17 protein-coding genes are annotated in these 26,210 nt (G+C 70.9%); 6 read left to right on the forward strand and 11 right to left on the reverse strand.

Going from position 1 to position 26,210, the window contains the following annotated elements:
- Positions 1 to 10 precede the first annotated feature (10 nt).
- From ACOZ38_RS23630 to ACOZ38_RS23650, 5 genes are all read right to left on the reverse strand, one after another.
- Complete coding sequence (locus ACOZ38_RS23630) at positions 11 to 1,324, reverse strand: serine hydrolase (protein WP_424533349.1); 1,314 nt, start codon at positions 1,322 to 1,324, stop codon at positions 11 to 13.
- Positions 1,285 to 3,183: a S9 family peptidase gene (locus tag ACOZ38_RS23635; RefSeq protein WP_424533350.1), complete on the reverse strand. Its 1,899-nt coding sequence runs from the start codon at positions 3,181 to 3,183 to the stop codon at positions 1,285 to 1,287. The genes ACOZ38_RS23630 and ACOZ38_RS23635 overlap by 40 nt, the downstream gene beginning before the upstream one ends.
- Before the next feature lie 126 nt (positions 3,184 to 3,309).
- Complete coding sequence (locus ACOZ38_RS23640; RefSeq protein ID WP_424533351.1) at positions 3,310 to 4,842, reverse strand: hypothetical protein; 1,533 nt, start codon at positions 4,840 to 4,842, stop codon at positions 3,310 to 3,312.
- Between the two features lie 101 nt (positions 4,843 to 4,943).
- Positions 4,944 to 5,633 (reverse strand): hypothetical protein, encoded by a 690-nt coding sequence (locus tag ACOZ38_RS23645; protein ID WP_424533352.1) that lies wholly within the window; start codon positions 5,631 to 5,633, stop codon positions 4,944 to 4,946.
- Positions 5,634 to 5,664: 31 nt separating this feature from the next.
- A complete protein-coding gene (locus ACOZ38_RS23650; RefSeq protein WP_424533353.1) occupies positions 5,665 to 6,354 on the reverse strand; it encodes a class I SAM-dependent methyltransferase in 690 nt (229 codons plus the stop codon).
- Between the two features lie 122 nt (positions 6,355 to 6,476).
- Between ACOZ38_RS23650 and ACOZ38_RS23655 the strand changes: the two genes are divergently transcribed.
- From ACOZ38_RS23655 to ACOZ38_RS23670, 4 genes are all read left to right on the forward strand, one after another.
- Positions 6,477 to 7,517 (forward strand): S66 family peptidase, encoded by a 1,041-nt coding sequence (locus ACOZ38_RS23655; protein ID WP_424533354.1) that lies wholly within the window; start codon positions 6,477 to 6,479, stop codon positions 7,515 to 7,517.
- A 205-nt stretch (positions 7,518 to 7,722) separates the two neighbouring features.
- Positions 7,723 to 10,980, forward strand: a complete 3,258-nt coding sequence (locus ACOZ38_RS23660) for an amidase family protein (protein WP_424533355.1) — start codon at positions 7,723 to 7,725, stop codon at positions 10,978 to 10,980.
- Positions 10,981 to 11,239: 259 nt separating this feature from the next.
- Positions 11,240 to 12,940, forward strand: coding sequence for an ABC transporter ATP-binding protein (locus ACOZ38_RS23665; protein ID WP_424533356.1), 1,701 nt, complete (start codon positions 11,240 to 11,242; stop codon positions 12,938 to 12,940).
- Positions 12,937 to 14,658: an ABC transporter ATP-binding protein gene (locus tag ACOZ38_RS23670; protein ID WP_424533357.1), complete on the forward strand. Its 1,722-nt coding sequence runs from the start codon at positions 12,937 to 12,939 to the stop codon at positions 14,656 to 14,658. Before ACOZ38_RS23665 ends, ACOZ38_RS23670 begins: the two co-directional genes overlap by 4 nt.
- Here the strand turns inward: ACOZ38_RS23670 and ACOZ38_RS23675 are convergent.
- The 4 genes from ACOZ38_RS23675 to ACOZ38_RS23690 all read right to left on the reverse strand — a co-directional run bounded on the left by ACOZ38_RS23675 (position 14,651) and on the right by ACOZ38_RS23690 (position 18,262).
- Positions 14,651 to 16,057, reverse strand: coding sequence for a hypothetical protein (locus ACOZ38_RS23675; RefSeq protein ID WP_424533358.1), 1,407 nt, complete (start codon positions 16,055 to 16,057; stop codon positions 14,651 to 14,653). The genes ACOZ38_RS23670 and ACOZ38_RS23675 overlap by 8 nt on opposite strands.
- Before the next feature lie 25 nt (positions 16,058 to 16,082).
- Positions 16,083 to 17,012, reverse strand: a complete 930-nt coding sequence (locus tag ACOZ38_RS23680; protein WP_424533359.1) for a hypothetical protein — start codon at positions 17,010 to 17,012, stop codon at positions 16,083 to 16,085.
- Positions 17,009 to 17,566, reverse strand: coding sequence for a hypothetical protein (locus tag ACOZ38_RS23685; protein WP_424533360.1), 558 nt, complete (start codon positions 17,564 to 17,566; stop codon positions 17,009 to 17,011). The genes ACOZ38_RS23680 and ACOZ38_RS23685 overlap by 4 nt, the downstream gene beginning before the upstream one ends.
- Positions 17,567 to 17,734: 168 nt before the next feature.
- Positions 17,735 to 18,262, reverse strand: coding sequence for a hypothetical protein (locus ACOZ38_RS23690; RefSeq protein WP_424533361.1), 528 nt, complete (start codon positions 18,260 to 18,262; stop codon positions 17,735 to 17,737).
- 212 nt (positions 18,263 to 18,474) lie between these two features.
- On the opposite strand from ACOZ38_RS23690, the gene ACOZ38_RS23695 reads away from it, so the two are divergent.
- A complete protein-coding gene (locus tag ACOZ38_RS23695) occupies positions 18,475 to 21,864 on the forward strand; it encodes an LGFP repeat-containing protein (protein ID WP_424533362.1) in 3,390 nt (1,129 codons plus the stop codon).
- 127 nt (positions 21,865 to 21,991) lie between these two features.
- Complete coding sequence (locus tag ACOZ38_RS23700; protein ID WP_424533363.1) at positions 21,992 to 22,588, forward strand: HD domain-containing protein; 597 nt, start codon at positions 21,992 to 21,994, stop codon at positions 22,586 to 22,588.
- 19 nt (positions 22,589 to 22,607) lie between these two features.
- Here the strand turns inward: ACOZ38_RS23700 and ACOZ38_RS23705 are convergent, their stop codons facing one another.
- Both ACOZ38_RS23705 and ACOZ38_RS23710 read right to left on the reverse strand, forming a co-directional pair.
- Positions 22,608 to 23,642 (reverse strand): LacI family DNA-binding transcriptional regulator, encoded by a 1,035-nt coding sequence (locus ACOZ38_RS23705; RefSeq protein ID WP_424533364.1) that lies wholly within the window; start codon positions 23,640 to 23,642, stop codon positions 22,608 to 22,610.
- Complete coding sequence (locus ACOZ38_RS23710) at positions 23,626 to 26,082, reverse strand: glycoside hydrolase family 3 N-terminal domain-containing protein (RefSeq protein ID WP_424533365.1); 2,457 nt, start codon at positions 26,080 to 26,082, stop codon at positions 23,626 to 23,628. Before ACOZ38_RS23710 ends, ACOZ38_RS23705 begins: the two co-directional genes overlap by 17 nt.
- Between the last annotated feature and the right edge of the window lie 128 nt (positions 26,083 to 26,210).

Consider the following 26,210-nt stretch of genomic DNA (forward strand, 5'->3'; position numbering starts at 1 on the left):
GCCGGGCTCCTCAGGCGATCTTCGGGGTGGCGCGCACGCCGAGGTGGACGTACGGGGAACCGTCGGCGAGCTCGTAGAAGACGGCCGACACCCACTGCGGCTCGCCGTCCGGGCGGCCGACGAAGGTGGTGTCGTCCACCGGGACGAGGTCGAACTCCATCGGAGGCTGCAGCCCGGCCAGGGCGCCGGTCGGCTCGGCGTACAGCGAGAGCCGGCCGTCGCGGGCCGTGAGCGTCATCCGGGCGCCCGCCCGCTCGTACACCCCGGCGTACCGCTCGACGTCGGTCTCGAACGGCTCCGACGGGGGCCCGAGCACGGGCGGCACGGCCAGGCCGAGCAGGTCGTCGAAGAGCTCGGTGGCCACGGCGTGATGGAAGGCCCCGGTGTGGCCGCCGTTGGCCAGCACGCAGACCACCGTCTCGGAGTCGGGCACCATCCAGAGCATGGCCGCCTGGCCGATGGTGTTGCCGCCGTGGGAGACGACCCGCCGCCCGTCCCACTCGTCCAGGATCCAGCCGATGCCCCACTGCTTGCCGATGGCGTACGGGTTGGGGACGTCCACCTGCGGCTCCCACATCGCCCGGGGGTCCGCGAGCAGGCCGGTGCCGAGGTGCGCGCGGGCGAACGCCACGACGTCGGCGGGCCTCGCGCAGATCAGCCCGGCCGGGCCGCAGGAGCGCATCAGGCCCCAGGCGGGGGCCGGCCGGCCGTCCATGTGGCCCATGGCGGCGCGGTAGCGCAGGACGTCCTCCGGCAGGGTCCAGGTGTGGGTCAGGCCGAGCGGCTCGATGATCTGCTCGCGCAGCGCGGCGTCCCAGACCTTGCCGGTGAGCCGCTCGACGACGCGCCCGGCGATGATGAACCCGGAGTTGCAGTACGAGTGGGTGACGCCGAGAGGGTGGTTCTGGGCGAGGTCGGCGCACGCCTGCACGTAGTTGTCCACGCAGTCGTCGCCGCGTCCCGTGTCGAGGAACAGGTCCCCGTCGATGCCGGAGGTGTGCGTGAGCAGGTGCCTGATCGTGACGGTCTTGCTCACCTCCGGGTCGGCCACCCGGAAGTCCGGCAGCACCTCGGCGACCGGGGTGTCGAGCGTCAGCTCACCCCGCTCGACCAGGAGCATGATCTGCGTGGCGGTCCACACCTTGGTGACCGAGCCGATCTGGAAGAGGGAGTCGGTGGTGACCTCCACCCCGGTGTCGGTGTTCAGCACTCCCGCGGCGAACTCGTGCACCTCCCCCTCGTGCAGGAAGGCCAGGCTCGCGCCGGGGACGTCGTATTCGGCGATCAGCCCTTCGAGACGGGCGTGCCAACGACCGGTATCCACTGCTCCAGCCACTCGACGATCCTTTCGTTGTAGTCCACCCGATGGGACGGGCGGCCGTTGAGGATGAACAGGTGAGAGCCGCCGGGATAGCGGACCAGCCGCACCGGCACGCCCTGCTCGCGCAGTGCGGCGAACCACTGCTCGGCCTGGCCGACGGGGCACCGGTGGTCCTCCTCCCCCTGGAGGATCAGCGTAGGCGTGGTCACCCGGGCGACGTGGGTCAGCGGGGACTGCGCCGCGAGGTCGCCGTGGCACTCGTGCGTCTTGAGGTAATGACCCGCGTCGGAGGTGCCGGCCATGCTGGTCAGGTCGCTGACGCACCCGCCGGGAATCGCCGCCTTGAACCGGCCGGTCTGGGTGGGCAGCCAGCAGGAGATGTAGCCGCCGTAGCTGTAGCCGGTGACCGCGAGCCGCTCGGGGTCGGCGACCCCCTCGGCGACCAGCTCGTCGATCGGGCCGAGGAAGTCACCGGTGTCGGCGATGCCCCAGGCGCCGAGCGCGGCGGTGAAGAACGCCTCGCCGTACCCGTCGCTGCCGCGCGGGTTCAGGGTCAGCACGGTCCAGCCCCGCGCGGCGAGCACCTGGTGGTAGAGGTGGACGCCGTCGAAGACCGGCGCCCAGGCGTTGTGCGGGCCGCCGTGCGCGTCCAGCAGGAGCGGGCCCGGCCCGGTGAGCGTCTCGTCCCGCAGCACGAACCCCTCGACCGGCGTGCCGTCGGGTGCGGTGAAGGTACGGGCCCTGGGGGTGAACAGCTCGACCCCGGTGAGCCCGTGGGCGGTGAGCCGCGTCGTGCCCGCGTCATCCGCCCGGTCGCCCGGGAGGTCTGTGAGGTCCGTGAGGTAGACCTCCCCCGCGCTGTGCGGGGTCGCCGCGACGTAGGCGATCCTGCCGTTCGCCGCGCTGACGCCGGAGACCACCTGGTCGCCGCCGACGATCTTCTCGCCGGGTGCGCGGTAGAGGTGGGTGAAGCCGCCGTCCCTGGCGCAGAAGATCAGGTCGTCCCCCGCGAGCTGGGGCGCGGCACCGGGATAGCCGGGGGCTCCCATCATGATGTTGCGGTCGAGTCCCGTCTCGACCTCCACGAGCCCGCCGGTCCCGAGGTCGTACAGGCGGATGTGGCCCACCGGGCCACCGCCGAACGCGGCGACCAGCAGCCGTTCGCCCAGCCACCACGCGCCCGCGCAGATCACGTCGGCCTTGGTGAGCCGTTCGGGCTCGCCGCCCGAGACGTCCACCGAGTAGACCGCGCCGCCGACGGCCAGGTCGCGGTCGGCCTCCATGCTCGTGGTGAAGGCGAGCCGCTTGCCGTCCGGCGACCAGGACGGCTCCCCCGCGTGGAAGTCGCCCGAGGTGACCTGCCGGGTCTCACCCGAGTCCACGGTGGTCACGAACAGGTGCATGGTCAGGCCGCGCAGCAGGCCCATGCCGTCGGCCTTGTACTCCAGGTGGTCGGCCACGACGGGGGCGTGCGGGTTCAGGTCGCCGTGCGGCGCACTGTAGGCGATCATGGTCCCGTCCGGGGACCACACTGCCGTGCCCGCGCCGAGCGGCGCCGAGGTGAGGACGCGAGCCTCGCCCCCGTCCATCGGCAGCAGGTGGATCTGCGGCTTTCCGTCCACCGCCCTGAGGAAGGCGATAGAGCGCCCGCCGGGCGACCAGCGCGGGGAGGAGTCGCGCGGGCCGCCCGTCAGGCGCCTCGGCTCGGCGCCGGGGGCGGCGAGCCAGATCTCGGAACGGTTCTCGTCAGACTGCTCGTCGGCGGTCGTGACCGTGTAGGCCACGACGCTCCCGTCCGGGCACAGCCGGGGGTCCCCCGGCATCGCGATGCGGTAGAGGTCGCTGAGGGAGAGGCGAGGCATGCCCGAACACTAGGCACCGCTCGTCGCGGCTACTTCGGTCTCCACGACGAATCCGATCCGATCCCTTGTGCCGTCCTCCAACCCCCGCCGCTCACGTTCATGTCCGGCGGGGGCGCCGGGAGGGTGTCAGCCGTCGTAGCGGTCCTCGAAGGCGGTGAAGGCCGCCTCCTGGTTCCACTCGGCGCCCGCCTTGGGGCTGGCCTTCAGCAGGGCCTTGCACGCGGCCGGGGGCGACGCGCCACCGAGGGGCGTCCCCGCGCACTCCGGCGCGGGAGTGTAGTCGTCGGGCGCGCGCCAGAGGCCGCGGCCCTGGAGGAAACCGTGGTCGAGCGCGGCGCGCGCCATGCTCTTCACATCGGCGTAGCGAAGCCCGTAGGTCGTGATCGCCTGTACGTACTCGCTGCTCAGGTCGGTGTGCTCGATACCCGCGTCATCGGTCACGAGGGTGACGGGAACCCCCGCCTGGCGGTACGCCGCGAACGGATGCCGGTCGCCGCACACCAGCAGGATCTGGCAGTTGCTGGTGAGGGCGATCTCGACGAGCACGTGCTTGCGCGCCATCTCGGCCAGCAGGCCCGCCGACCCGTCCTCGCCGGCGACGTCGACGCCGTGCCCGATGCGCTCGGCCTTGCCCGTGCGTACGGCCTCGCCGATGTGGAACCGCAGGTCCGCGGCCGGAGCCAGGCCAGAGGCGAGCTCGCCCGCGTGCAGGGAGATGTGGGCCTTCGAGTAGACGCCGCGCAGGTACCCGAGCATGCTCATGTGCAGCCGGTAGTCGCGCAGCGCGACCGGGTCGTCCTCCGGGGCGACCAGGTTGACGCCGACGTAGCGCTGGTCGGCCTCGGCCAGCTCGAACCCGAGCACCATCTGGGCGAAGACGACTTCGGGAGCGCTCGTGCGGGTGACCTGGAGGATGAAGCGCAGCGGCAGCGCACAGCCCGGGTCGGCGCCTTCCTTGCCGCACTGAAGGGCGGCGCGCATCTCCTTCAGGTCCGCGTCCGCGTCCTCACGCGCCGCCTTGACGATCGCGGCCATCGCGCCGCCGGCAAGCAGCCGCTCGCGCAGCCGCGCCGGATCGGGGTTGAACCCGACCTTCTTGGCGAGTTCCGCGATCTTCCCCGACTGGCGGGACAGCATGACCTCCAGGGCGAACTGGTTCTCCGCCGCCGCCTGGGAGGCGTAGGCGGCCAGCATCTCGCCCTTGTGCGCGGACGCGGCGCCGAACTTGCCGAACGCCGCGAAGAAATGGTCGTGTCCCGACTCGCTACCCGGGGTGAAGCCCTGCATCGACCACGCCCGCACGACGTCGTCGCCGAACGAGAGGTTCGTGGCCGCGTCACGGGCCGGGCGCTGCCCGGCGCGGCACGGCGGGGCCGAGGCGACGAAGGAGGTGGTGTCGACGCACAGGCCGTCGCGCATGGCGGAGCCGAGGAGCCCCCGGGTCGGCACGCTGCCCGACAGGTGCGCGTGCACGTCGGCGCCCTTCGGCAGGTCGAAGGCGAACTCACGGAGCCTTCCCGGCTCCTTCCTGATGCTGTTCAGGTACGCCTCGACCCTGGAGACCGCGTCGCCCGCGGCGTTCGCCGGCGCCGGCGATGTGGTCATGGTGGCCGCCGCCACCATCGTGGCCAGGATTCTGCTCAGTCGACTGTGGATCATGCGCGCCAGCCAAGCAGGATGATCACCGGCACTCCCCGGACCTGGTCACTCCTTTCCCCAGGCCCAGCACCGATTTGGATCAGAGAGCGCCGGCCATTCACTCACTTTGTGATCTTCGGGAGTGGAGGGACGCCCGGCGTACCTCCCTCCGAAGGGGACATGGCCGGCCTTGAGTCGTTCAGGCTTTTGTACATCTCTTTGCAACTGGTCGTGGTGGTGTCCTTGGGGGCGCACAGTTCGACTATCAGGGAGAAGTCGACGACGCGGCGCTCGCCTGCCGAGGTGTAGGTGAGGCGGACGCCCTCTGCGCGGGCGGTGGCGTCGCTGTCCTTGGTGTACTGCAGACCGAGTTCTGTGGTGGGCCCCCATTGACCAGGGTGCTGGCCGCGTTCGGGGCAGGGGGTGGTGACGGCCGGGCTGTGCGCGGGGAACCCGAGCGAGGTCAGCGGCTTTTTCTCGCTGCCCAGAAATGGGTGATCGCCGTGAAGGCGAGAGGAGAATGCCGCCAGGCGGATGTCGCCTTCCGGGCGTATCAGTTCGGCTTTCTCGATGCTCACGGCCCCGGGTCGGTCCAGGCACATGCTCCAGCCTCCCAGCGAGTAGGGCCGGTGGGCGACGGTGTTGGGCAGGGTGACGCCGATGGTGACGTCGTCCTCGTCATCGTGGTTCACGACGGTCAGCCGCGGGCCCTCACTCGCGCAGCCGGCGGTGGCCACGATCGCGATCATCACGGCCGGTAAGACGGCGCGAGTGACGGCACGCATGGTGAATGGCGTGATCATCGACCTCACGAAGATCTGGTGAAGCCACGATGAGCGCCGGTCATGGCGTGCGGGGAGTGGCGCGGATCCAGGCGTGGTCGCCGGTGAGGAACCCGGCGAAGGCGAGGCCGGCCGAGGCCAGTTCCGCCGCCAGTTCCTCGTTCGTCATCCGGCGCGAGTTGAACGACTGGGTCCAGACCTTGCCGTCCAGCTCGTATCGCGTGGTCCCCGAGAAGACGTCCGGAGCGGGCCGGCTGAGCTCGGCCAGGGTGATGGAGCCCCCCTCGAAGGTACGGCCGTCGCCCACACGCCACGCGTCGTGCGCTTCCGGAGGCTGCCACTGGATGAGTACGGAACCGTCGTCGCGGACGTGGCGACGGCAGGCGGCGAGGAGCTCGCCTCGCAGGGCGTCGTCGGGGAGGTTGACGAAATACGAGGCCAGCAGTACGGCGTCGAAGCGCCGATCGAGCCGCAGGTCCTGGATGGACGAGCAGACCGTCTCGGCGCCGTGGACCCGCGCCAGCATCTCGGGCGACTCGTCGACGGCCACGACGTGGTAGCCGAGCCCGACGAGAGGATGGGTGACCCGGCCGCTGCCGGAGCCGAGTTCCAGGATGGAACCCGACTCGGGGACCACCGCTCGGATGATCTCCGGTTCGTCACCGGCTTCGAGCAACGCGTAGAACTCCACGGGCGAGCCATCGGGGGTGATTGCGCCGGGACCGGTGCCCCGGCTTGTCTCTGCGCTCATGCGAACGAGACTACATAGCGCTTCACTCCGCGAGGCGGATCAGCTGAGCCGGAGCCCCTCGTGCGAACCCATCTACGAAATCGGTTTCCCAAGGAGCCGGTGGTCACGGGAGGATCATGGGCGTGAGGATCCGGTACCCCGCCCCGTTACGTCCCGGTGACCGTGTCGGTGTCACCGCCCCTTCCAGCGGAGTCGGTGAGCAGTTGCGCGAACGCCTTCAGGTGGCGATCCGCACGGTGGAGGAGCGCGGGTACGAGGTGGTCGTCGGGGAGTGCATGGACGGCTCCGCGCACGTCAGCGCCCCAGCGGCGAAGCGGGCGCGCGAGCTGATGGAGATGCTCACCGATCCGGGCATCAGGGCCGTCGTGCCGCCGTGGGGCGGGGAGACCGCGATCGACCTGTTGCCGCTGCTCGACTGGGACGCACTTCGTGCGGCCGACCCGACGTGGGTCGTGGGCTTCTCCGACATGTCGACGATCATCACGCCGTTGACGATGCTGACCGGGGTCGCGACCGTGCACGGCAACAACCTGATGGACACGCCGTACCGCGCGCCCGAAGGGCTGCTCACCTGGCTGGACATCGTGACGATGGAGCCGGGCGCGACGTTCACCCAGACTCCGCCGAATCGCCACCGGGCGCGGGGGTGGGACGATTACCAGACCTCTCCCGAGGTGAGCGAGTTCACGCTCGACACCCCGGGGCGGTGGACGCGGCTGGACGGTGACGGTGACGTACGGGCCGAGGGGCGGCTGATCGGAGGCTGCGTCGAGACCCTGTGCAACCTCACCGGCACGCCCTACGGCGACATGGCGGCCTTCGCGCGGGCGGCGGCGCCCGAAGGGCTGCTCGTCTACGTCGAGGCCGCCGGCCACGACGCGGCCACCATCTGCGGGAACCTGCACGGGATGCGGCTCGCCGGGTTCTTCACCGGAGCCAACGCGGTGCTCGTCGGGCGTACGCAGGCCCCGGGCACCGGTTCCCTCACCCAGCGCGAAGCGGTGCTCGACGCCCTCGGCGGCCTTGGCGTGCCGGTCATCGCCGATGTCGACTGCGGTCACGTGCCGCCGTACCTGCCCATCGTCAACGGCGCGCACGGCCGGGTGGTGTACACCGCGAACCGCAATGAGCTCACGCAAACCCTGGGCGGTGCGCCACATTGACCTGGGTGGTCTGTGGGGAGATGTAGATCATCGCGCATATCGTGCCCTTCACGACCCGGCCGTCACCTTGCGACCTGAGTCCGCACTCTCACCAGCGAATCGGACTCCTGTTACTTGGTTTCGGCTCAGGAACATTCCGGACATTTAGCCGTAACTGATCGTCTATACGGTCACGGGCATTACCAGGTTCCTCAAGGAGCGTGTGGTGCCCAGAATCCGCTTCACCCTCACAACTCTCCTCACCCTCTCGCTCACCCTTACGCTCACACCGACGGCCATGGCCAAGGACCACCGGCCGCGCGCACTCGACCTGGAGACGCTCACCGGCGCCCAGGCCGAGGCCATGATGGCCAAGGGACAGCTCACCTCCGTCGAGCTCACCCAGGCCTACCTCGACCGCATCGCGGCGCTGAACAAGCGCGGTCCGGGGCTGAACGCCGTGACCCAGATCAACGCGGACGCGCTGAAGCAGGCGGCGCTGGCCGACCGCCAGCGGAAGGCGGGCCAGGTCCTCGGGCCCGCGCACGGGCTGCCGATCCTCCTGAAAGACCTCATCGACGTCACCGGCATGTACACCTCGGCCGGCAACTACTCGCTGCGCAAGTCGTACCCGGCGACGGACGCGGGCATCACCAAGAAGCTGCGCGAGCGCGGGGTCGTGATCCTCGGCAAGCTCGGGCTCTCGGAGTTCGCCAACAGCTTCGGCAACCAGCCGTCCGGTTTCAGCAACCTCACCGGGCAGGTCATCAACGGCATCGACGCCGACCAGAACCCCAGCGGCTCCTCGTCCGGAACCGGCACGGCCATGGCGGCGGCGCTGTCCACGCTCGGGATCGGCACGGAGACGTCGGGGTCGATCATCAGCCCGTCGAGCACGCAGAGCCTCGTCGGGCTGCGGCCGACCGTCGGGCTGGTGCCGGGGTACGGCATCGCGCCCATCAGCGCCTCGCAGGACACCGCGGGGCCGATGGTGCGCAGCGTGTCGGACGCGGCGATGACGCTGGCCTCGATCGCCGGGCCCGATCCTGACAGCGACGCGGAGTACAGCGCGATCTTCGGACCCGACTACCTCGCCACCGGCGTCATCCCCACCCCGCCCGCGAAGCTGCCGGACTACATGGCGGCCCTGGACGCCGGCTTCGTCAAGGGCAAGAAGATCGGCTACAACGGCACGCTCACCGACGGCAGCCCGCTCAAGATCGCGTACGACGCGCTGACCGCCGCGGGCGCGATCATGGTGCCGCGGCCGGCGGCGACCATCGGGACGCTGCCGAACCTGCCCAGCGGCTACGAGCAGCACAAGACCATCGACGAGTACTACAAGCGCCTCGGTTCGAAGGCGCCGATCCAGTCGCTGGTGCAGGAGGTGGCCGACAACCAGGCCAACGAGCAGCAGGCGCTGAAGTTCGGCAACAACAACCACCTCAACGCGTCGCTCGCCGACATCACCCCCGGCGGGGCCAACGAGACCGCGTACCGGACGAACCTGCCCATCCGCAAGGCCGCCTGGCACAAGGCCATCGACGACATGATGGGCTACACCAACTCCGACCCGGCCCAGCCCGCCGACCCGGTGATCGCGATCCTCGGCAGCGTCCCGAACGGGCCGCAGGCCGGGTACCCCACGATGACGATCCCCATGGGGTACGCCGCCACGACCCGCCGCGCGGTCAACGTGCAGGTCCACGGCAACGCGTACGACGAGTACAACCTGATCGGCGTCGGGTACGTCATCGAGCAGGCCACCCGCCTGCGCCAGACGGCCGCTTCGGTGAACCCGAGCATGTACCGCTGCGCGCACACCGTCCCGGCGCCGCCCTTCGCCAAGCGCGGGCACTGCAACCCCGACTACGACACGATCATGGACCTGCTCGGCCGCGCGCCCCAGCCGCTGCGGTTCTCGCTGGAGACCGAGTCGGCGCAGAGCCTGGGCGCCCGGCTCGCCGCGGGCACGCTCACCTCGGAGGAGCTCGTCAAGGCGTACCTCTACCGGATCGCGCTGACCAACGCCGAGGGACCGGCCACGCAGGCGGTCCGCTCGATCAACACCGACGCCATCAAGGAGGCCCGGGAGCTCGACCGGGAGCGCGACAAGGACAAGAAGGATAAGAAGGGTCACAAGCCGCCACGCGGTCCGCTGTACGGCCTTCCCGTGCTGCTCAACGACGGGTTCGACGTGGACTCGCTGGCGACGACGGGCGGCTCGATCGCCCTGCAGGACCTCCGGCCGGCCGGCGACTCGACGGTGGCGGCCAAGCTCAAGGCCGCCGGGGCGATCATCCTCGGCAAGACGAACGTCTCCGAGCTGAACGGCGTCTTCGACTCGAACATGCCGAAGGGGTACTCCTCGCTCGCCGGTCAGGTGCTCCTGCCGTCCGACACCGACAAGACCCCGGCGGGTTCGTCCGGCGGTTCCGCGGCGGCGACGGCGTCCGGGCTCGCCGCGTTCACCATCGGGATGGAGACGTCGACCGACTCGGCCCAGCTGGTGGCCCCCGCCGACGCGGCGGGCGTCGTCGGCCTGAAGCCGACGGTCGGGCTGGTCAGCCGTACCGGCGTCCTGCCGGTCGCCCGGTCGCAGGACGCGCCCGGGCCGATCACCCGCACGGTGTACGACGCCGCGAGCGCGCTCACGGCGATCGCCGGACCCGACCGGTCCGACCCGGCGACGGCCGGCGCGCCGGTCAAGGACTACACCGCGGGGCTGTCCCCGACCGCCCTCAAGGGCAAGAAGATCGCCGTCGTGGCGAGCACGGCCGCGCCGTACCCCGCGATGGTGACGGCCCTGCAGTCGCTCGGGGCCACGACGACCCAGGTGACGCCGGGCACGCCGAGCCCCGACCCGGCGAGCGTCGTGCCGAGCGAGTTCAAGCGCGACCTGAACACCTACCTGTCCGGCGTCCGGCGCGGCTCCGGAGCCCGGTCACTGCAGGCCATCATCGACTACAACGATGCCAACCCCGTGGAGGGACTGAAGTACCAGCAGGGCCGGCTCCTCGCCGCCCAGGCCGTCGACCTGTCCGACCCCGCCACCGGCGCGGCGTACCAGGCCGACCTGGAGGCGGGCAAGGCGTCCAACCGCGCGCTGATCGACGGCATCCTCACCAACGGGACGCCCGGCGACAAGTCCGACGACTTCGACGCCGTCATGGTGCCGAGCGGCAGCGCGCTCGTCGGTTACGCCGACCGCGCGGGCTACCCGGCGCTGACGCTCCCCGCGGGGTACGGCGCCACCGCCAGCTCCGCGGGCCACAACCCGATCGGCGTCACCTTCGTCGGCACGGCCTTCAGCGAGGCGAACCTCCTCGCCGGCGGCTACGCCCTCGAACAGGCGACGCACGTCCGCCTCGCCCCGAGCTACACCAACCCGAGCATGTGGCGGTGCGTGCCCGGCAGCACGTTCTTCACCGGGGAGCTGTGCAACCCCGGCGACCGCCTCCTCACGACCCGCCCCCACCACTGACCTTCGACCCCAGGGGCCCGCGCCGTCACCCGGCGCGGGCCCTCCCGTTGTCGCGCCAGCGCGTGCGCGACGCCGGCCACCGGCCGGGGCCGGGGACGTAGGTGCTCTTGGACGCCGCCCCGTCGAATAACCCGTTGCCCGCCGGGTGCGCCGCCTGCTGTACTCGCGATCGACGGACCCGTCACCCGAGGAGGCGGAATGAGGCACGCGTTCATGTCCATCCAGAACGCCACAGTCACCCATACAAAGGACATGACGCTTGTCGACCTCGTTGACCTCGGGGAGGGCGGCCCACGGTAGGCGGGTTCTCCGCACTCTCCTGCCCGGGCCCGGCTCCGCCGTACTCCTGGCTCTCGCCGTCACGGCCGCGACGGCTCTGCCGCTCGCGGCGCCGCAGTTCACCCGCCGGTTCGTCGATGACGCGGTCGGCGGCGCGGGCATCTACCCGCTCGTCCTCATCGCGCTGAGCTATCTCGGCCTGTCGGTCGCCGGGCAGGCCGCCCGGATGGTCACCGCCTGGCTGGGCAGCAGGGTGGCCTGGGACGGGACCAACCGGCTGCGCGAACGGCTGGCCGAGCACGCGCTCAGCCTGGACATGGCGTTCCACGGCAGGCACACACCCGGCGAGATGATCGAACGGGTGGACGGCGACGTGGTCGCCGTCGCCGACTTCGTCGTGGCACTCCTGCTGGACGTGGTGGTCAGCGTGCTGCTGCTGTGCGGGGTGATCGTGGTGGTGTTCACCATCGATCCCGGCATCGGCATGGTGCTGCTGGCCTACTGCGTATTGATCGGCTTGGGAATGATCCGTGCGCAGCGCCTCGCCGTGCCCTCCGCCACGCGTGCGCGGGCGGAGGGCGCCGCCCTGTTGGGCTACCTGGAGGAGCGGCTGGCGGGGGTGGACGATCTGCGCGCCAACGGCGCGGGCGAGCACGCTGTGCGCCGCCTCTATCAGGTCAGCGCCGCGCTGTGGCGGACCGAGCGGCGCAGGGACGCGGTGGGCAGCGGCATCCTGGCCGGGACGAGCGTCGCGTTCGCGACGGGCACGGCGCTCATGCTGGCTCTGTCGGGCACGCTCAGCGTCGGCACCGCGGTGCTGCTGTTCCAGTACACGCTCATGGTTCGCACGCCGTTCGAGCGGCTGATCGACCAGCTTCGCCAGTACCAGACGGCCCTTGCCGGACTGGGACGCATCGGCGACCTGCTCGCCGAACGGCGCACGCTGCCCGTGCCCGCCACGGTCAAGAGCCTGCCCGAGACCGGACCGCTGCGCCTGGAGCTCGACGCCGTCGACTTCGCCTACGACGGCGAGCCGGTGCTCAAGGGCGTCGCGCTCAGCCTGGCGCCAGGCGAGACGCTCGGCCTGGTGGGCCGCACCGGCAGCGGCAAGACCACCATCGCCCGCTTGGTGGCGCGCCTGTACGACCCGACGGCGGGCGTCGTCCGGGTCGGCGGCCTGGACCTGCGTGAGGTGGACGCCGCGTCGGTCCGCAGGAGGATCGGGGTGGTCAGCCAGGACGTGCAGCTGTTCGCCGCCAGCGTCCGGGACAATCTCACCCTGTTCCGGCCTTGTGCCGACGACGAGCGCCTGCGGGCCATCCTTTCCGAAGTCGGGCTCCCCGACTGGGACCTCGACGCCCGGCTCGGCAAGGTCTCGGCAGGGCAGGCGCAGCTACTGGCCTTCGCGCGGGCCTTCCTCGCCGACCCCGGGCTCGTGGTGCTCGACGAGGCGTCCAGCCGGCTCGACCCGGCCACCGAAGGCCGCATCGAAGGCAGCATGACGCGGCTGCTGTCCGGCAGGACCGGCGTGCTGATCGCCCACCGCCTCGCGTCGCTGTCCCAGGTGGACCAGATCGCCGTCGTGTCCGGCGGCGAGATCGTCGAGTACGGCAGGCGGCGGGATCTCCTCGCCGACCCGGCCAGCCGGTTCGCGCGCATGCTCTCCGGGGTGGGCCGGTGAAGCCCGTCATGGTGGTGGCCACCGCGCTGGCCCGCTTCGACCTGCGCCGCTACCTCATCGGCGGCCTGCTGTGGCTGCCGGTCAGCGTCCTGCCGCTGGGCAGCGGGCTGATCCTGCGGCAGCTGTTCGACGACCTCACCGTTCGCCGGCTTCCGCTGTTGCTGTGCGCGGCGTTCGTCGGGGTGGAGGTGGTCCGCGGCCTCATGATCACCGTCGCCTGGACCTACGGGGACTACTGGTGGATCGCGGCGGCGACCCTGCTGCGAGCCAACGTGCTGCGCTCGATCCTGACCGGCCGGGGACGGGTGCCGCACTCCTCCGGCGAGGCGCTCGCCCGGCTGCGTGACGACGTGAGCGACGTGGTGGAGTTCGTGGACGAGTCCGTGCCGCTGGCCGGGGCCACGCTCTTCAGCACCGCCGCGCTGGCGATCATGGCGTCCATCGACCCGGTCATCACGCTGGTCCTGGTCGTTCCGACGGTCGCGATCGCGTTGCTGAGCCGTCTGATGAACGGGCTGATCAGGCGGCTGCACCAGCGGGCCCGCGTGCTCGGCGCGGCCGTCACCGGCCACCTGGGCGAGATCTTCGGCGGAGTGCTGGCGATCAAGACCGCCGGTGCCGAGGAGGCGGCGCTGGAGCGTCTGCGTCAGCACAACCGCCTGCGTCGCGAGGCCGCGGTGAAGGACCGGCTGGCGACCGACCTGCTGAGCACCGCGACCGGCGCGACCGTCGAGATCAGTATCGGCCTGGTGCTGCTGCTGGCCGCCCCCGCCATGCGCCGTGGCGACTTCACGGTGGGCGACCTGGTGCTGTTCACCACCTATGTCGGCTGGCTCACCGCGTTGCCGCGCGCCATCGGTGTGATCCTTTCGCGAATGCCCCAGGCGGGCGTCTCCACCGAGCGGCTCACCCAGATGACGGGCGCGGGAGAGGAGCTGTCGCGCGACACCGGTGTCTGGTTCCGCCGGGAGTACCCCGCCGCGGTTCGCCCTGCTCACAGCGACCCGCTGGAGGTGCTGCGGGCGCGGAACCTCACCGTCGGGTACGGCTTGCACGGGGTGGACCTTGAGGTCAGGCGGGGATCGTTCACGGTCGTCACCGGCGCGGTCGGCGCGGGCAAGACGACGCTGGTACGTGCCCTGCTCGGGCTGGAACCGCTGGACGCCGGCACGATCCGCTGGAACGGCGGGCCGGTGGCCGATCCCGGCCGCTTCCTGGTGCCCGGCCGGGTCGCCTACGTCGGGCAGGTGCCGAGGCTGTTCTCCGCCACCCTGCGGGAGAACCTGCTGCTCGGCTGGCCTTCCGACCAGCTGGACCGGGCGGTGGAGCTGGCGGCGTTCGACCGTGATCTGGGCGGGATGCCCGAGGGCCTGGACACGGAGGTCGGCTCCCGGGGTGTGCGGCTGTCGGGCGGGCAGGCGCAGCGGGTGACCGCCGCGCGGGCCCTGGTCCGCTCGCCGGACCTGCTCGTGGTGGACGACCTGTCCTCGGCGTTGGACGTGGAGACCGAACAGCGGTTGTGGGAGCGGATCACCGGCGTCTCCACGCTCCTGGTCGTCTCCCACCGGCCCGCCGTACTGGCGCGGGCCGACCAGATCCTCGTCCTCGATCGGGGCCGGCTGGTCGGCGTGGGGCGGCTGAACGAACTGCTGGAGTCCTGCCCGGAGATGCGGCGCCTGTGGTCGCTCAGTCCGCTGGACGACGCTCGATCTATCTGACGGTCCGCTCCTCCGCGGTCCCGAAGACCGGGCCGAGGTCGTCGGAGGGAGCCGGCGTGATGGACGGGCGGGAGAGCCGCAGGCCGACCGCGGGGGTACCGGCTCCGACCGGGGCGGGCGCGGCGGGACGGTCGGACTGGCAGCGTTGCTTCTCTGACGGGGTCATCGGTCCGGTGCGCTGGTAGACGCGGTCGGACAGTTCGGTGGTGGGGTAGTCCAGGACGGTGTACAGGCGCCATTCGGCGTTGGGGTCGGCCGGAGCCGGGTTCATGGTGAACCAGCCCTCGGTGCGGCGGCGGCCGGCCTGGGTCTCGATCCAGGACGCCTCGGCGGGCTGGACGATCTCGGTGACCGTGCGGGTCGTGGAGGGAGCCCAGTCAGGGGCCCTGCCGGTCCCGGCGGTGAACTGCTGGGCCATGACGCTGACCGTGGTCCCGCTGCCGGGTAGCCCGGCGTTGGCGGGCAGGTCGCCGTAGGAGCGCCCGCCGAAGTCGACCGGGCGGGTGCGGTTCAGGGTGTTGCGCGTGCAGTTGATGTAGGTGTCGCTGTTGAGCTGGGCAGGCTCGTAGTAGGCGTAGGAGTAGGCCTTGTCCGGGGTGAAGAGGCACCTTCCCAGCGCGCCGGCGCAGTAGTTCACCATGTCGGCCACCGGCCTGCGGTCGTTGCCGTAGAAGGCCTCCGACGGCGGCAGGGCGGTCTTGGGAATGGTCTTGTCCACCGGTGGCGGGATCTGGACCGCCCGCACATCAGCGATCAAGGGACCGCAGGCCGCGCCGGCGTTGGCACCGGTCTGCGGAACCTGGGAGGTGAAGGTGATCAGCGGCTCGTTCTCGCCGGCGGTGAAGGTGTAGGTCTGTCCGAGACGCCAGACGCCCTTGCCGAGGACGCCGGCCTTCTTGTCCGGGTCGGGAGCGGTGGTCCGATCGCTGACCGGGCCGCCGGCACCCTCCACGGTGTAGGGCTGGCCCGTGGCGAGGCTTGCCGGGGTGCAGACGGTGGCGACGCTGGGGCTGTCGTCAAAGGTCACGGAGACCTGCGCGCCGGCGCGCACACCGCGCAGCCGCTGCTTGAAGGCGTAGGCGGGAGCCGGGATACGGAGCATGACGGCCGCCTTCCCGTCCGGATGCCCCGAGGCGGTACTGGAGTAGCGCCCGACGCCGGACGCCGTACCGGCTCCGTTGGTCGAGCCCACCGACCAGCCCCGGACGGCCGACCAGTTGACGTCGGAGCCGGTGAAGGCGGGAAGGGCGAAGTCGCCGTTGATGACGGCGACCGGCTGGGGGGCGGCCCGTCCGGCATATGAGGGCTGCGCGGCCGCGGACATGACCAGGCACAAGATGGCCGTGGTGCCGGCGGACCGGACCGCACCGGTCCGGTCGCGGGTGTGCGGTGTCTTCACGATGATCTCCACGGGAACGGGTCGGTCAGGAACGCTCGGCGGCGAGCACGGTGCGGTGGGTCAGCCGTGCGCCCGGCGGCAGCGCAGGGACGGCGGTCAGAGGATCGGTGCCGCCGGCCAGGCGACTGCCGGTGTCGTCCACGGCGGTCTTGCCTCCGGGGCGCAGCCGCTCGCAGGCGGTGCCGGGCACGGTATAGGTGTCGGCTATGAAGGTGCTGGTGTTGACGCTGGAGGGGCCGTCGACGGCGACGTTGCGCACCGACAGTCCCCCGCCGACGGTGATCTTCCCCGCCACCCGCTGCATGGCGGAACTGGCCCCGAACACCAGGGCGTCACCAGGGCGCACAGTGGTGGTGTAGCTGGTGGACTCGGTCTGCTCGGTGGTCCAGTTGCGCGAGTACTGGAGTTTGAAGGCCCCCTGGAAGGCGCCCTTGACCCCGAGCGAGCCCGTCACCTTGCCGTTGCCGGTGGCGCCGGCCTTGGCCGTGACCGACGCCGAGGGGCCCTGCTGCATGTTGGGCATCGTGAACGTCCCGCCGGCTTCGCCGTTCACTCCGGCGGACACCTCACCTGAGGCGCTGATGTTCCCCTCCGCCGTGATGTTGCCGGTGATCTCCCCGCCGAGGTTGTCGGTACTGCCGGTCTTCAGAGTGATCTGGCGGACCACCTGGATCGCGTCCTTGGTGCAGTTGATCGCCGCGTTGCCCAAGGACTTGACGGTCGTGTGGTACTCCATGGACAGACGCCTGTCGATGTGGAAGCGGCAGTCGCCGGGGTCGGCGGCGCAACGCTCGGTCGCCTGTCGCACCGACGACAGCGGCTTGTCGCCGTCGAACGCCTGCGCGGTGGGCACCTCGGGCTGAGGAGAGGCGAACGCGGCCATCGGCACCAGGGCGAGGAGGGCGGCCGCCGGAAGCAGCGACATCCGGCCGCACCGGGAGTTGAGGGCGATCATGGCTTCATCAGCTCGCAGACACCGGTCAGCTGTGCCAGGCCGCCCGAGGCGGTGAGCACGGAGGGCAGATCCGCGGCGAACGCGGCGCACGTCCCGTCCAGGACCGAGGCGGCGTTGTCCGACGGCGCGGGCTGGAAGTTCTGCAGCGCCTGCCTGACCTCCTCCATGCCCTTACGCTGCTCGGCACCATCACCGGCGAGCTTCTCCATGCACTGCTTGGACTCCGGGGGGCACTGCTCGGCCTTCTCCTTGGCCGTGGCGATGTCCTTCTTGGCCTCGGCGACTTCCTTGCCGACCTCCTCACGGCCGGACTCGACGCTCTCGCGCTCCTTCGCCGGCGCGCCGCACGGCTTGGGCTCACCACCGGGACAGGGCTCCTCCTCCGGAGGAACGGTCGAGGAAGTACTCGGGGTCGGATTCGAAGCCGGGGTCTCGATGCCCTCACTGGCGGAGGCGGCGGACGTCGCCTCCCCAGGGGCGAACGCGAACGCGGCGGCGATGGCCAATGCTGATGCGAGCATGGCGAATGGCCCGGGCAGGCGGGTGGTGTACATGTCCTTCTTCCAATGTCGAGTGGACTGAAATTCACGCCTCGGCAGAGAATGCGTACACAAAGTAACCCTGCGAGCACTTATGGCAATGAGTGCCACGCCTGTGATCACCCCGATTTACGACGCCATGACCGTGCCGCCGGATAGGACAAGCACGCGGCGCGGTGGCGCTCAGGCGCGTTCGCGCAGGCCGGTCTCGCCGGCGACGACGCCGGCCTGCGGGCCGGCCTCGCCGCAGTCGGGGCCGTTCGGGAAGGCGCCCTTGGGGGTCACCTCGATCTCCCGGTCGAGTACGGACGCGCCCTCGCCGTCGAACAGCGCCACGCCGACCCGCACCGCCTTCTTGGGGAGCCCGGGAAGGTCGTTGAAGGCGACCAGCTCGCCATCGGGCGTAGCGACCGCGCCGCAGGTGTCTTCGGGGCCGGGTCCGCAGGTCTTCCGCGCGGGGACGCTCGTGGTCGAGGGGGTGAGCACGAGCCTGGCATCGCGGCAGGAGCCGTCCCAGCAGACCCGCATCGTGGCCCGCTTCACCCTGGCGGCCAGCGGCGCCTCGACGCGCAAGGCCAGCCCGACCGGCATGCCGATCTGGGTGCAGACGTTCGTGGAAGGCACGATGCCGCCGCATCCCGCCAGGCAGGCGACAACGGCGAGGACGGAGATCATGACGGTGCGACGCACGTCCGTATAGACGTATCCCATGCCCGCCCGGTTCGCTTGCCCCGCTCCGTCTCGACGCGGGTCAGCCCGCCTTCGGCGTCCAGGCACCGGGACTTAGGTAGGGGGATACTCATGTGCCTCGCGTTCACCGGCCCTAGCTTCGGGAGTGATCCGGCGCTGGCACCGCCGCCGGCCACCGGCGCGCGCCCCCGACGCCGGCGGGTTCCCGGGGCGGCTTGGAGGAGAGCGCCGTCATGGCCGACGAGTTCGTGGTGAGCGGGAGGATCGGTGACCGCTGGCGGGCGACGGGCGCGGAGAGAGGGCCTCTCGGGCGCGCGACCGGCCCGGAGACGGACGCGGAGGGGCGCGGGCGGCGCCAGACCTTCGAGCACGGTGAGATCTGCTGGTCCGAGCACCAGAAGGCCGTCGTCATGGCGTACCGGTTGTGGAAGGACGCGGTCTTCGACTGGGTGATCGCCGAGCGGTACACCTACGACTACTTCCGGATGGATGTCGCCTTCGACGGGCAGGGCCAGGGTCAGGCGAACTTCGCGATCCACGGGCGGCCGGATCGCGGGAGGCGCAGGATCCGGCTGCAGGGCTACGGGGAGTACGCCTTCACCGTCAAGGGCTGCGACGACTCCGGGCCGGAGGAGAGCATCCAAGGATGGACGGTCCCGGTACGGATCCGGCTCGCCCCGGAGTCGTCCGCCGGTGAGCCCTTCCCCGTCCAAGGGGTGATCGCGGAGCGCTGGAGCGAGCTGGGCGCCGGGGCCGGAGCCCTCGGCCATCCTCTGGCCGAGGAGGAGGTGGGCGGAGGCGACTACCACATCCAGCGCTTCGAGCGCGGCACCGTCGCGGCGTACCCGGAGTTCGGGCCGCACATGACGGTACTGGCCTACCAGCAGGGCCGGACCCTCGTGATCAACTGGGGGTTCATCGAAGGCGCCATCTCGGCGGAGTCCATCGTCGAGGTGTTCTACCTCGACGGGGGCGACCCCCAGCCGGTGTACACCGAGCGGGTGCCCCTGTCGGCCTTCGCGACGCTGGAGTGCGCCCGGCAGAGCGCCAGCTCGGGACAGATCCGCTACACGCCCGGGCAGGCAGGCTCGTACATGGTGCGCGTCACCGACTTCGTCGGCCGCAAGTTCGGTGTCCACGTCAATGTCATCCTGCGGGACCTCCACCTGGAGCCGCTCGAGCGGGGCGGGACGCCCGGGCGGGCCTTCGCGACGCACAAGGCCCGCGTCAACGCGCTGGTGAACTACACGGCCACCTCGCGCACGCTGGTCCCGGGCGACACCAAGGCCGGAGAGGACCTCGCCACGGCCCTGATCGCCCGCTGCCACGCCCTGAGCCTGGACGCCGGCCACCGCACACCCGGGGAACTGCCCAGCTACGTCCTCGTGAACGAGGTGCTGAAAGACCTGACGCCCGGACAGGTGGGCACCGACGCCACGGAGTTCGTCGGAGTGTGGGTCTGCAAGACGAAGGGTGAGTACGACACCTTCCTGAAGGGTCTCATCACCATCGTCCATCGGTACGGCGACCTGCTCACGCCCGAGGTGGACGACCACGTGACGCACGAGCTTCTCACGCTCAGCGGGGGCCATGACGTGGGCATCGAGACCAAGGAGGTGTGCTGCGACTTCGAGTCGCTGCTGCCTCCCCCGCTCAGCCTCCTCGAATGCCTCGACCCGCCCGAGTCGGAGAACCACATCCTCCTGATCGAGTCGAGCCGGTACCTCACCAACCAGTTCCTGTTCTCGCGGACACAGGACCCGAGGTACGACAACCAGGCGAACGGGCTGGCGAACTGGCTGCTCGGCTACCTGCACACCATCGCCAAGCACGACTTCCACGAGTACAACGCCCGGCCCTACCAGCGCTACTCACTGAACGCGCTGATCAACCTGTTCGAGTTCTCCTCCGACCCACGGGTGAGGACGGCGGCGCGGATCGTGCTCGACTACACGACGGTGAAGTTCGCCGTGTCGAGCAACAGGCTCCGCCGGATGGGACCGTTCAGGAGACTTGTGTCGGACGTCAACGGTCCCGGTGCCCCGCACAACGACCTCGTGCTCTCCGCCGACCCGCAGTTCGGTTTCTTCCTCGCCTACACCGGCCCGGTCAACCCGGACGGGACCGGAGGCGAGTGGATCCAGTTCCAGTGGTCCACCGAAGGGCTGATCGCCGGCCTGTCGTCCTACCGCCCGCCCGCCGCGGCGTACGTGCACGCCCTGACCAAGACCGAGGCCGTGCAGCACTGGCTCTACCACGGGGAACGACCGGCGGTCCGCGGCTTCGGCGGCACGCCGCTGCTCGCGTCACCGGAACCGCCCGCCGGTGGCATCGAGATCTACTACAGCTCCCCCTCGTTCCTGCTGACGGCCGGCGGCATGTTCGTCAACAGCGGCTACGGACACGACGAGCTGATGTCGTTCAAGAACGTCGGCGCCGTGCAGTCGACCACGCTGCTGCCCACCCGCGCCGACGTGCGGTTCGAGGACGTGATCCGGCTGGACGTCTACCCCGACAACCGGGGGGCCACCAACTACGGCGTGCATCGCGGCTTCGCGTGCGGCGCCAATCTGCGCGGGCTGGACAAGTGGTGCGACCTCACCCACACGCCCAAGGACGGCCCCTGGGTGATCCTGAACCTCGACCAGGACCTGCCGGGCTACGGACGGCTGGGTTTCTGGGTGGCCGCGTACCGGACGCCGGCCGCGAACCCCGGTTCACTGGTCACCGTTCCCGAGAACGTCGGGTTCTTCTACGCGATGGAAGCCTCGCCGATGGGCTTCGACGAGTTCGCGAAGCGGACCAGGGACCGCAATTCCACGCTGCCGGCCAGCCTCGCCATCGGCGACCACTACGTGTTCAACTCGGCCGACGACCATAGCTTCACCTACCGCCTCTGGCCCGCGGGGGTGGCGTACCTGCCGATCGTGCACCACATGGACGGGCAGCCCGTCGTGGAGGACTTCCGCGGCCTGCCGCTGGTCGACGGCCCGTACCTGAAGGCGCCGCACGGCCACGACGGGTACGTCGAGATCCGCACCACGGGGTGCGACACCCCGCTGGTGCTGGATTTCCGCGACCCGCTGAACCCCGTGCGCCACGACAACGATGTCCAGTGCCCGCGGCCGCTGCTGGACCGCGCTCAGGCGCTCTACGAGCTCGCCTGGGACCTATGGAACGCCAACCGACACGAGGATGGACTGAAGACCATGCGAGAGAGAGTGCAGATCTTGGACGAGCTGGCCGCCTCGGACCCGGGTGGGTACAAGGCCATGCTGGCCCAGGTGCTGGTCGAGGAGACGATGTTCCGCACGCCGGACCTGCCCGGCGCCCAGCGGGCCGGTGAGCGGGCCGTCGCCATCTACCAGGAGCTCGCCGGGGTCCCCGCCGTGCCAGGCTATCCCGACCTGTCCGGCCTGACCCCGAACGCCTACTGGCCCCAGCTCGCCGGCGCCTTCTACTTCCTCGCCTACGCGTACTGGGATGACGGCAAGCAGACCGAAGGACTCCGCTGCATGCGCAACCGCGTCCGCCTGTACGAGCGACTCGCCGCGGACGGCGGGGCCGGCTCCGCGGCCGACCTGGAGGCGGCCCGCAAGACCCTGCCCCCCTTCGGCGGCTGACACCCGGCGGCGCGTCAGGACGGTATGCCCGCGGGCCCGTTGCAGAGCGCTGTCGACGGCCGCGACCGTGGTCCCGAGCTATGCGGCGACGGTGCGAAGCGCTTTGTTCACGTTTTAGACTCCCGGCATGCGGATTCCACCGGACAAGGAGATTCGCGCGCTACATGAAAAGCACGCGCCCACGCGGGAAGCGTTCGATCTGGTCTACACGCACTGCGAAATCGTCTGTGGAATCGCGGAACAGCTCCTGGCTCGCACTGACATCGGCCTCGACGTGGATCTGGTGCGTGCCGGCAGCCTGCTCCACGACATCGGGGTCTATCGCCTGTACGACAACGACGGAAAGCTCGATCAGGCGCGCTACGTGCGCCACGGGATACTCGGCTACGAACTGCTCCTCCAGGAAGGGTTCCCGGAAGCGATCTGTCGTTTCTGCTCTCATCATACGGGGATGGGCATCAGCCAGGATGACGTGCGGAAACAGAGCCTCCCGCTGCCGTTGGCCGACTATTCGGCAGAGTCGGCCGAGGAAGAACTCATCATGTACGCGGACAAGTTCCACAGCAAAACCGACCCTCCGACTTTTGTGTCCGCCGCGTCCTATGCCGCTCATGTCCGGCGCTTCGGCGAAGACAAGGTCATAGCCTTCAAGTCGATGTGCGAAAGCTTCGGCATTCCCGACCTCGCACCATTCATCGCGACCCATGGGTACGCCATCGTGTAAGCCGCACCGGGGCTGCGGGTCAGGTGGGGCCGGGCGGGCCCGGGGGCGAGGCGGTGGAGCCGCGTACCACGAGTTCGGTGGCGAGTTCGACGTGGTGGGAGTCGACGCGTTCCCCGGCCGCCAGGCGCAGCGCCGTGCGCACCGCGACGCCGCCCATCTTCCGCAGCGGCTGGCGCACGGTGGTCAGCGGCGGCGAGCCCATCCGGGCGATCTGGGTGTCGTCGAAGCCCACGATGCTGAGGTCCTCGGGCACTCGCAACCCCCGCGCCCTGGCGGCCTCCAGCACGCCGAGCGCGATCTCGTCGCAGCCCGCGAAGATGGCCGTGGGGGGCTCGATCAGGTCGAACAGGGCCGCGCCGCCCGCCACGCCGTCCTGGTAGTGGAAGTGCCTCGTCCGCACGTAACTCGGCGGAACAGGAGCGCCCGCCGCCTCCATGGCGGCGCGGTAGCCGTGCAGCCGGGCCTGGTTGCAGGCGGCGGTGGCCGGCCCGCCGAGGTAGGCGATGCGACGGTGCCCGAGCCCGAGCAGGTGCTGCGTCGCGGCCAGGCCCCCGGCGAAGTTCGTCGAGCCGACGCTGGTCACCTCGGTCTGCGGCAGGTTCAGCGGGTCGATCACGACCAGTGGCAACTGCGCGCGGGAAAGGGCGGCGAGCTGCCCGGTGGTCAGCTCGCTGGTGACGGCGATCAGCGCCCGCCGCCCGGTCGCTGCCAGGTCGCGCGCCCACGTTCCGGCGCGGTCGGCGTTGGTCCGGATGCTCACCACGATCGCCACGTCGAGTTCCGCCCCGGCCTCCACCGCGCCCTGGACGATCTCGGTCGAGTACGCGTTGAGATCGGTGTCGAACTCCACCTCGATCGTGTCGAGCACTGCCGTCTCGCCCCGGCGCTGCGGCAGCGCGACGTAGTCGTGCTGCTCCAGCAACGACTGCACGAGCGAGCGGGTCGCCGGGGCGACGTCGCTGCGGCCGTTGAGCACCTTCGACACGGTCGCGACCGACACGCCCGCCGAGGCCGCGACCGTGGCCAGCGTGGCCCGTCTACGACTGGCCGGCATCTGTTCCCCCCTGTAGTGCGGCGCCGGAGCCCGGTGTCGGCTCGACGTCCACGGGCGTGACCAGGCGGCGGCCGCGGCCGACGTGACGCGGTGGGCCGGTCAACCGTACGCGGCCCCGGCAGGGCAGGTCGGAGGCCGACGCGCCCGCGAAGACCTCGATGTCGCCGGGCTCTACGACGCGCCGCAGGTCGCGCCCGGTGAAGGCGGTGCGGTCGGCGCTCACGGTGAAGGTCGCCCGCGCGCTCGCGCCCGGCTCCAGGCGAACCCTGGCGAACCCGGCGAGCTGCAGCACCGGCCGGGTGACCTGGGCGATCACGTCGTGCAGATAGAGCTGGACGACCTCCTCGCCCGCCCGGCCCCCGGTGTTGCGCACGCGCACGGACGCGGTGAACTCGCCGTCGGTGGGCACCTCGGCGTCGCTGATCCGCAGGTCGTCGATCTCGAAGGTGGTGTACGAGGCGCCGTGGCCGAACGGGAACAGCGGGGTGGGGTCGAGGTTGCTGATGCCGTGGCTGTTGGAGCCCAGCGGCGGCTGCAGGTAGGTGCCCGGCTGCCCGCCCGGGCTCCGGGGGATCTGCACCGGCAGCTTCCCGCCGGGCTGCACCCGGCCGGACAGGACGCCCGCGATGGCCGCCCCGCCCTCCTCGCCCGGCATGAACGCCTGTACGAGCGCGGCGGCCGTGCCGGACACCGCACCCAGCGCGTACGGGCGGCCGGACACCACGACCACCACGACCGGCGTGCCGGTGGCGGCCAGCTCGACCAGCAGGTCCTCCTGCACCCCGGGCAGCCGCAGGTCCTCGGCGTCGCAGCCCTCGCCCGAGGTTCCCTGCCCGAACAGCCCGGCCAGGTCGCCGACGACGGCCACGCACAGGTCGGACTCGCGGGCCGCCCGCAGCGCGGCGGCGAAGCCGGACCGATCCTCGCTCCGCACGTCGCAGCCTCGCTCGTGGACGAGCTCGGCGCCCGGCAGTTCGGCGCGCAGCGCGTCGATCAGGCTGGGCGCGTCCACGCCGAGCCCGAGCCCCGGATGACGGGGCAGCACGTGGTTGGGGAAGGCGTAGCAGCCCATGAACGTGCGCGGGTCGTCGGCGCAGGGCCCGACCACGGAGACCCGGCGCGGCTCCGGACGCCCCTCGCCGAGCAGTGGCAGCGCGGTGCCCGCGTCGAGCAGCACGATCGACCGCTCGGCCAGTTCACGGGCCAGAGCGCGGTTGGCCGGCGAGTCCAGGTCCACGGCCTCCGCCCCGGCCACCGACTTCTCCGGCGTCCAGCCGGGGTCCAGCAGCCCGAGCTCCACCTTCTGCGTGAGCAGGCGGCGGGCGGCCCGGTCCACCAGGGACTCCGGCAGCTCGCCCCGCCGCACCCGCTCGGTCAGGTGCTGACCGTAGCCGAGCGTGTCGGGCAGCTCGACGTCGATGCCCGCGGTCAGCGCCTGCACCCCGGCCTCGTCGGTGTCCGCGGCGACCTGGTGCGTCGTCGCGAGGAACGGGACCGCCCAGTAGTCCGACACGACCGTCCCGGTGAACCCCCACTCGCCCCGCAGCAGGTCGGTCAGCAGCCACGAGTCGGCCGCGGCGGGAACGCCGTCCACGTCGCAGTAGGAGTTCATGACCGAACGCGCGCCGCCCTCGACGATGGCGGTCTCGAACGTCGGCAGGATCATGTCCATCAGCTCGCGCCGGCCCATCGGCACCGGGCCGTGGTTGCGGGCCGCCCGGGCGGCGGAGTATCCGGCGAAGTGCTTGAGCGTGGCGATGATCCCGGCGCTCTCCAGGCCGCGCACATAGGCCGCGCCGAGCATCGCGACGAGGTACGGGTCCTCGCCCATGGTCTCCTCGACCCGGCCCCAGCGGTAGTCGCGCACCACGTCCAGCACCGGCGACAGCCCCTGGTGGACGCCGACGGCGCGCATGTCCCGCCCGATGGCGGCGGCCATCCGCTCGACCAGGTCCGGGTCGAACGTCGCGCCCCAGGCGATGGCCGCCGGGTAGACCGTCGCGCCGTAGGTGGTGAAACCGGTCAGGCACTCCTCGTGGACCAGTGCCGGGATGCCGAGCCGGGAGCTCTCCACCACCTCGCGCTGCAGCCGCACCACCTCGGCGGCGCCCTCCGCCGCGGTCACCGGAGCGCTGCCGAACACCCGCGTGAGGTGGCCGAGCCCGTGGCGGATCGCCTCCTCGAAGGGCACGGTTCCCGAGGCCGTGAAGACGTCCTGCATCGGGGCCACGTTCAGCGGGCCTGCGCCATCGTCCTCGGGCTCCCCGCCCTGGTCGTGCTGCATGTCGTTGCCGATCCACCGGCTGCCGAGCTGGCCGACCTTCTCCTCCAGGGTCAGCTCCTCGAGGAGGGCGTCGACCCGGTCGGCGACGGGGAGTGACGGGTCCTGCCATGGCCGGAGGATCTGGTCCGCCGCAGAAGTCCGATCTAGCGCCGTCATCTGCTCTCCTCAAGAAAGAACTTGTTCCCGCAACTGTCCGAAACTTTTCGAGACTCCGTGACAGCTCCGCCCGAATACGTGGTTCACGGGAGATCACCAGGTGAACACCCGTGCGAGAGTACCTTACA

Source organism: Sphaerisporangium viridialbum, assembly GCF_049674955.1.
In the GTDB taxonomy this organism is placed as follows: domain Bacteria; phylum Actinomycetota; class Actinomycetes; order Streptosporangiales; family Streptosporangiaceae; genus Sphaerisporangium; species Sphaerisporangium viridialbum.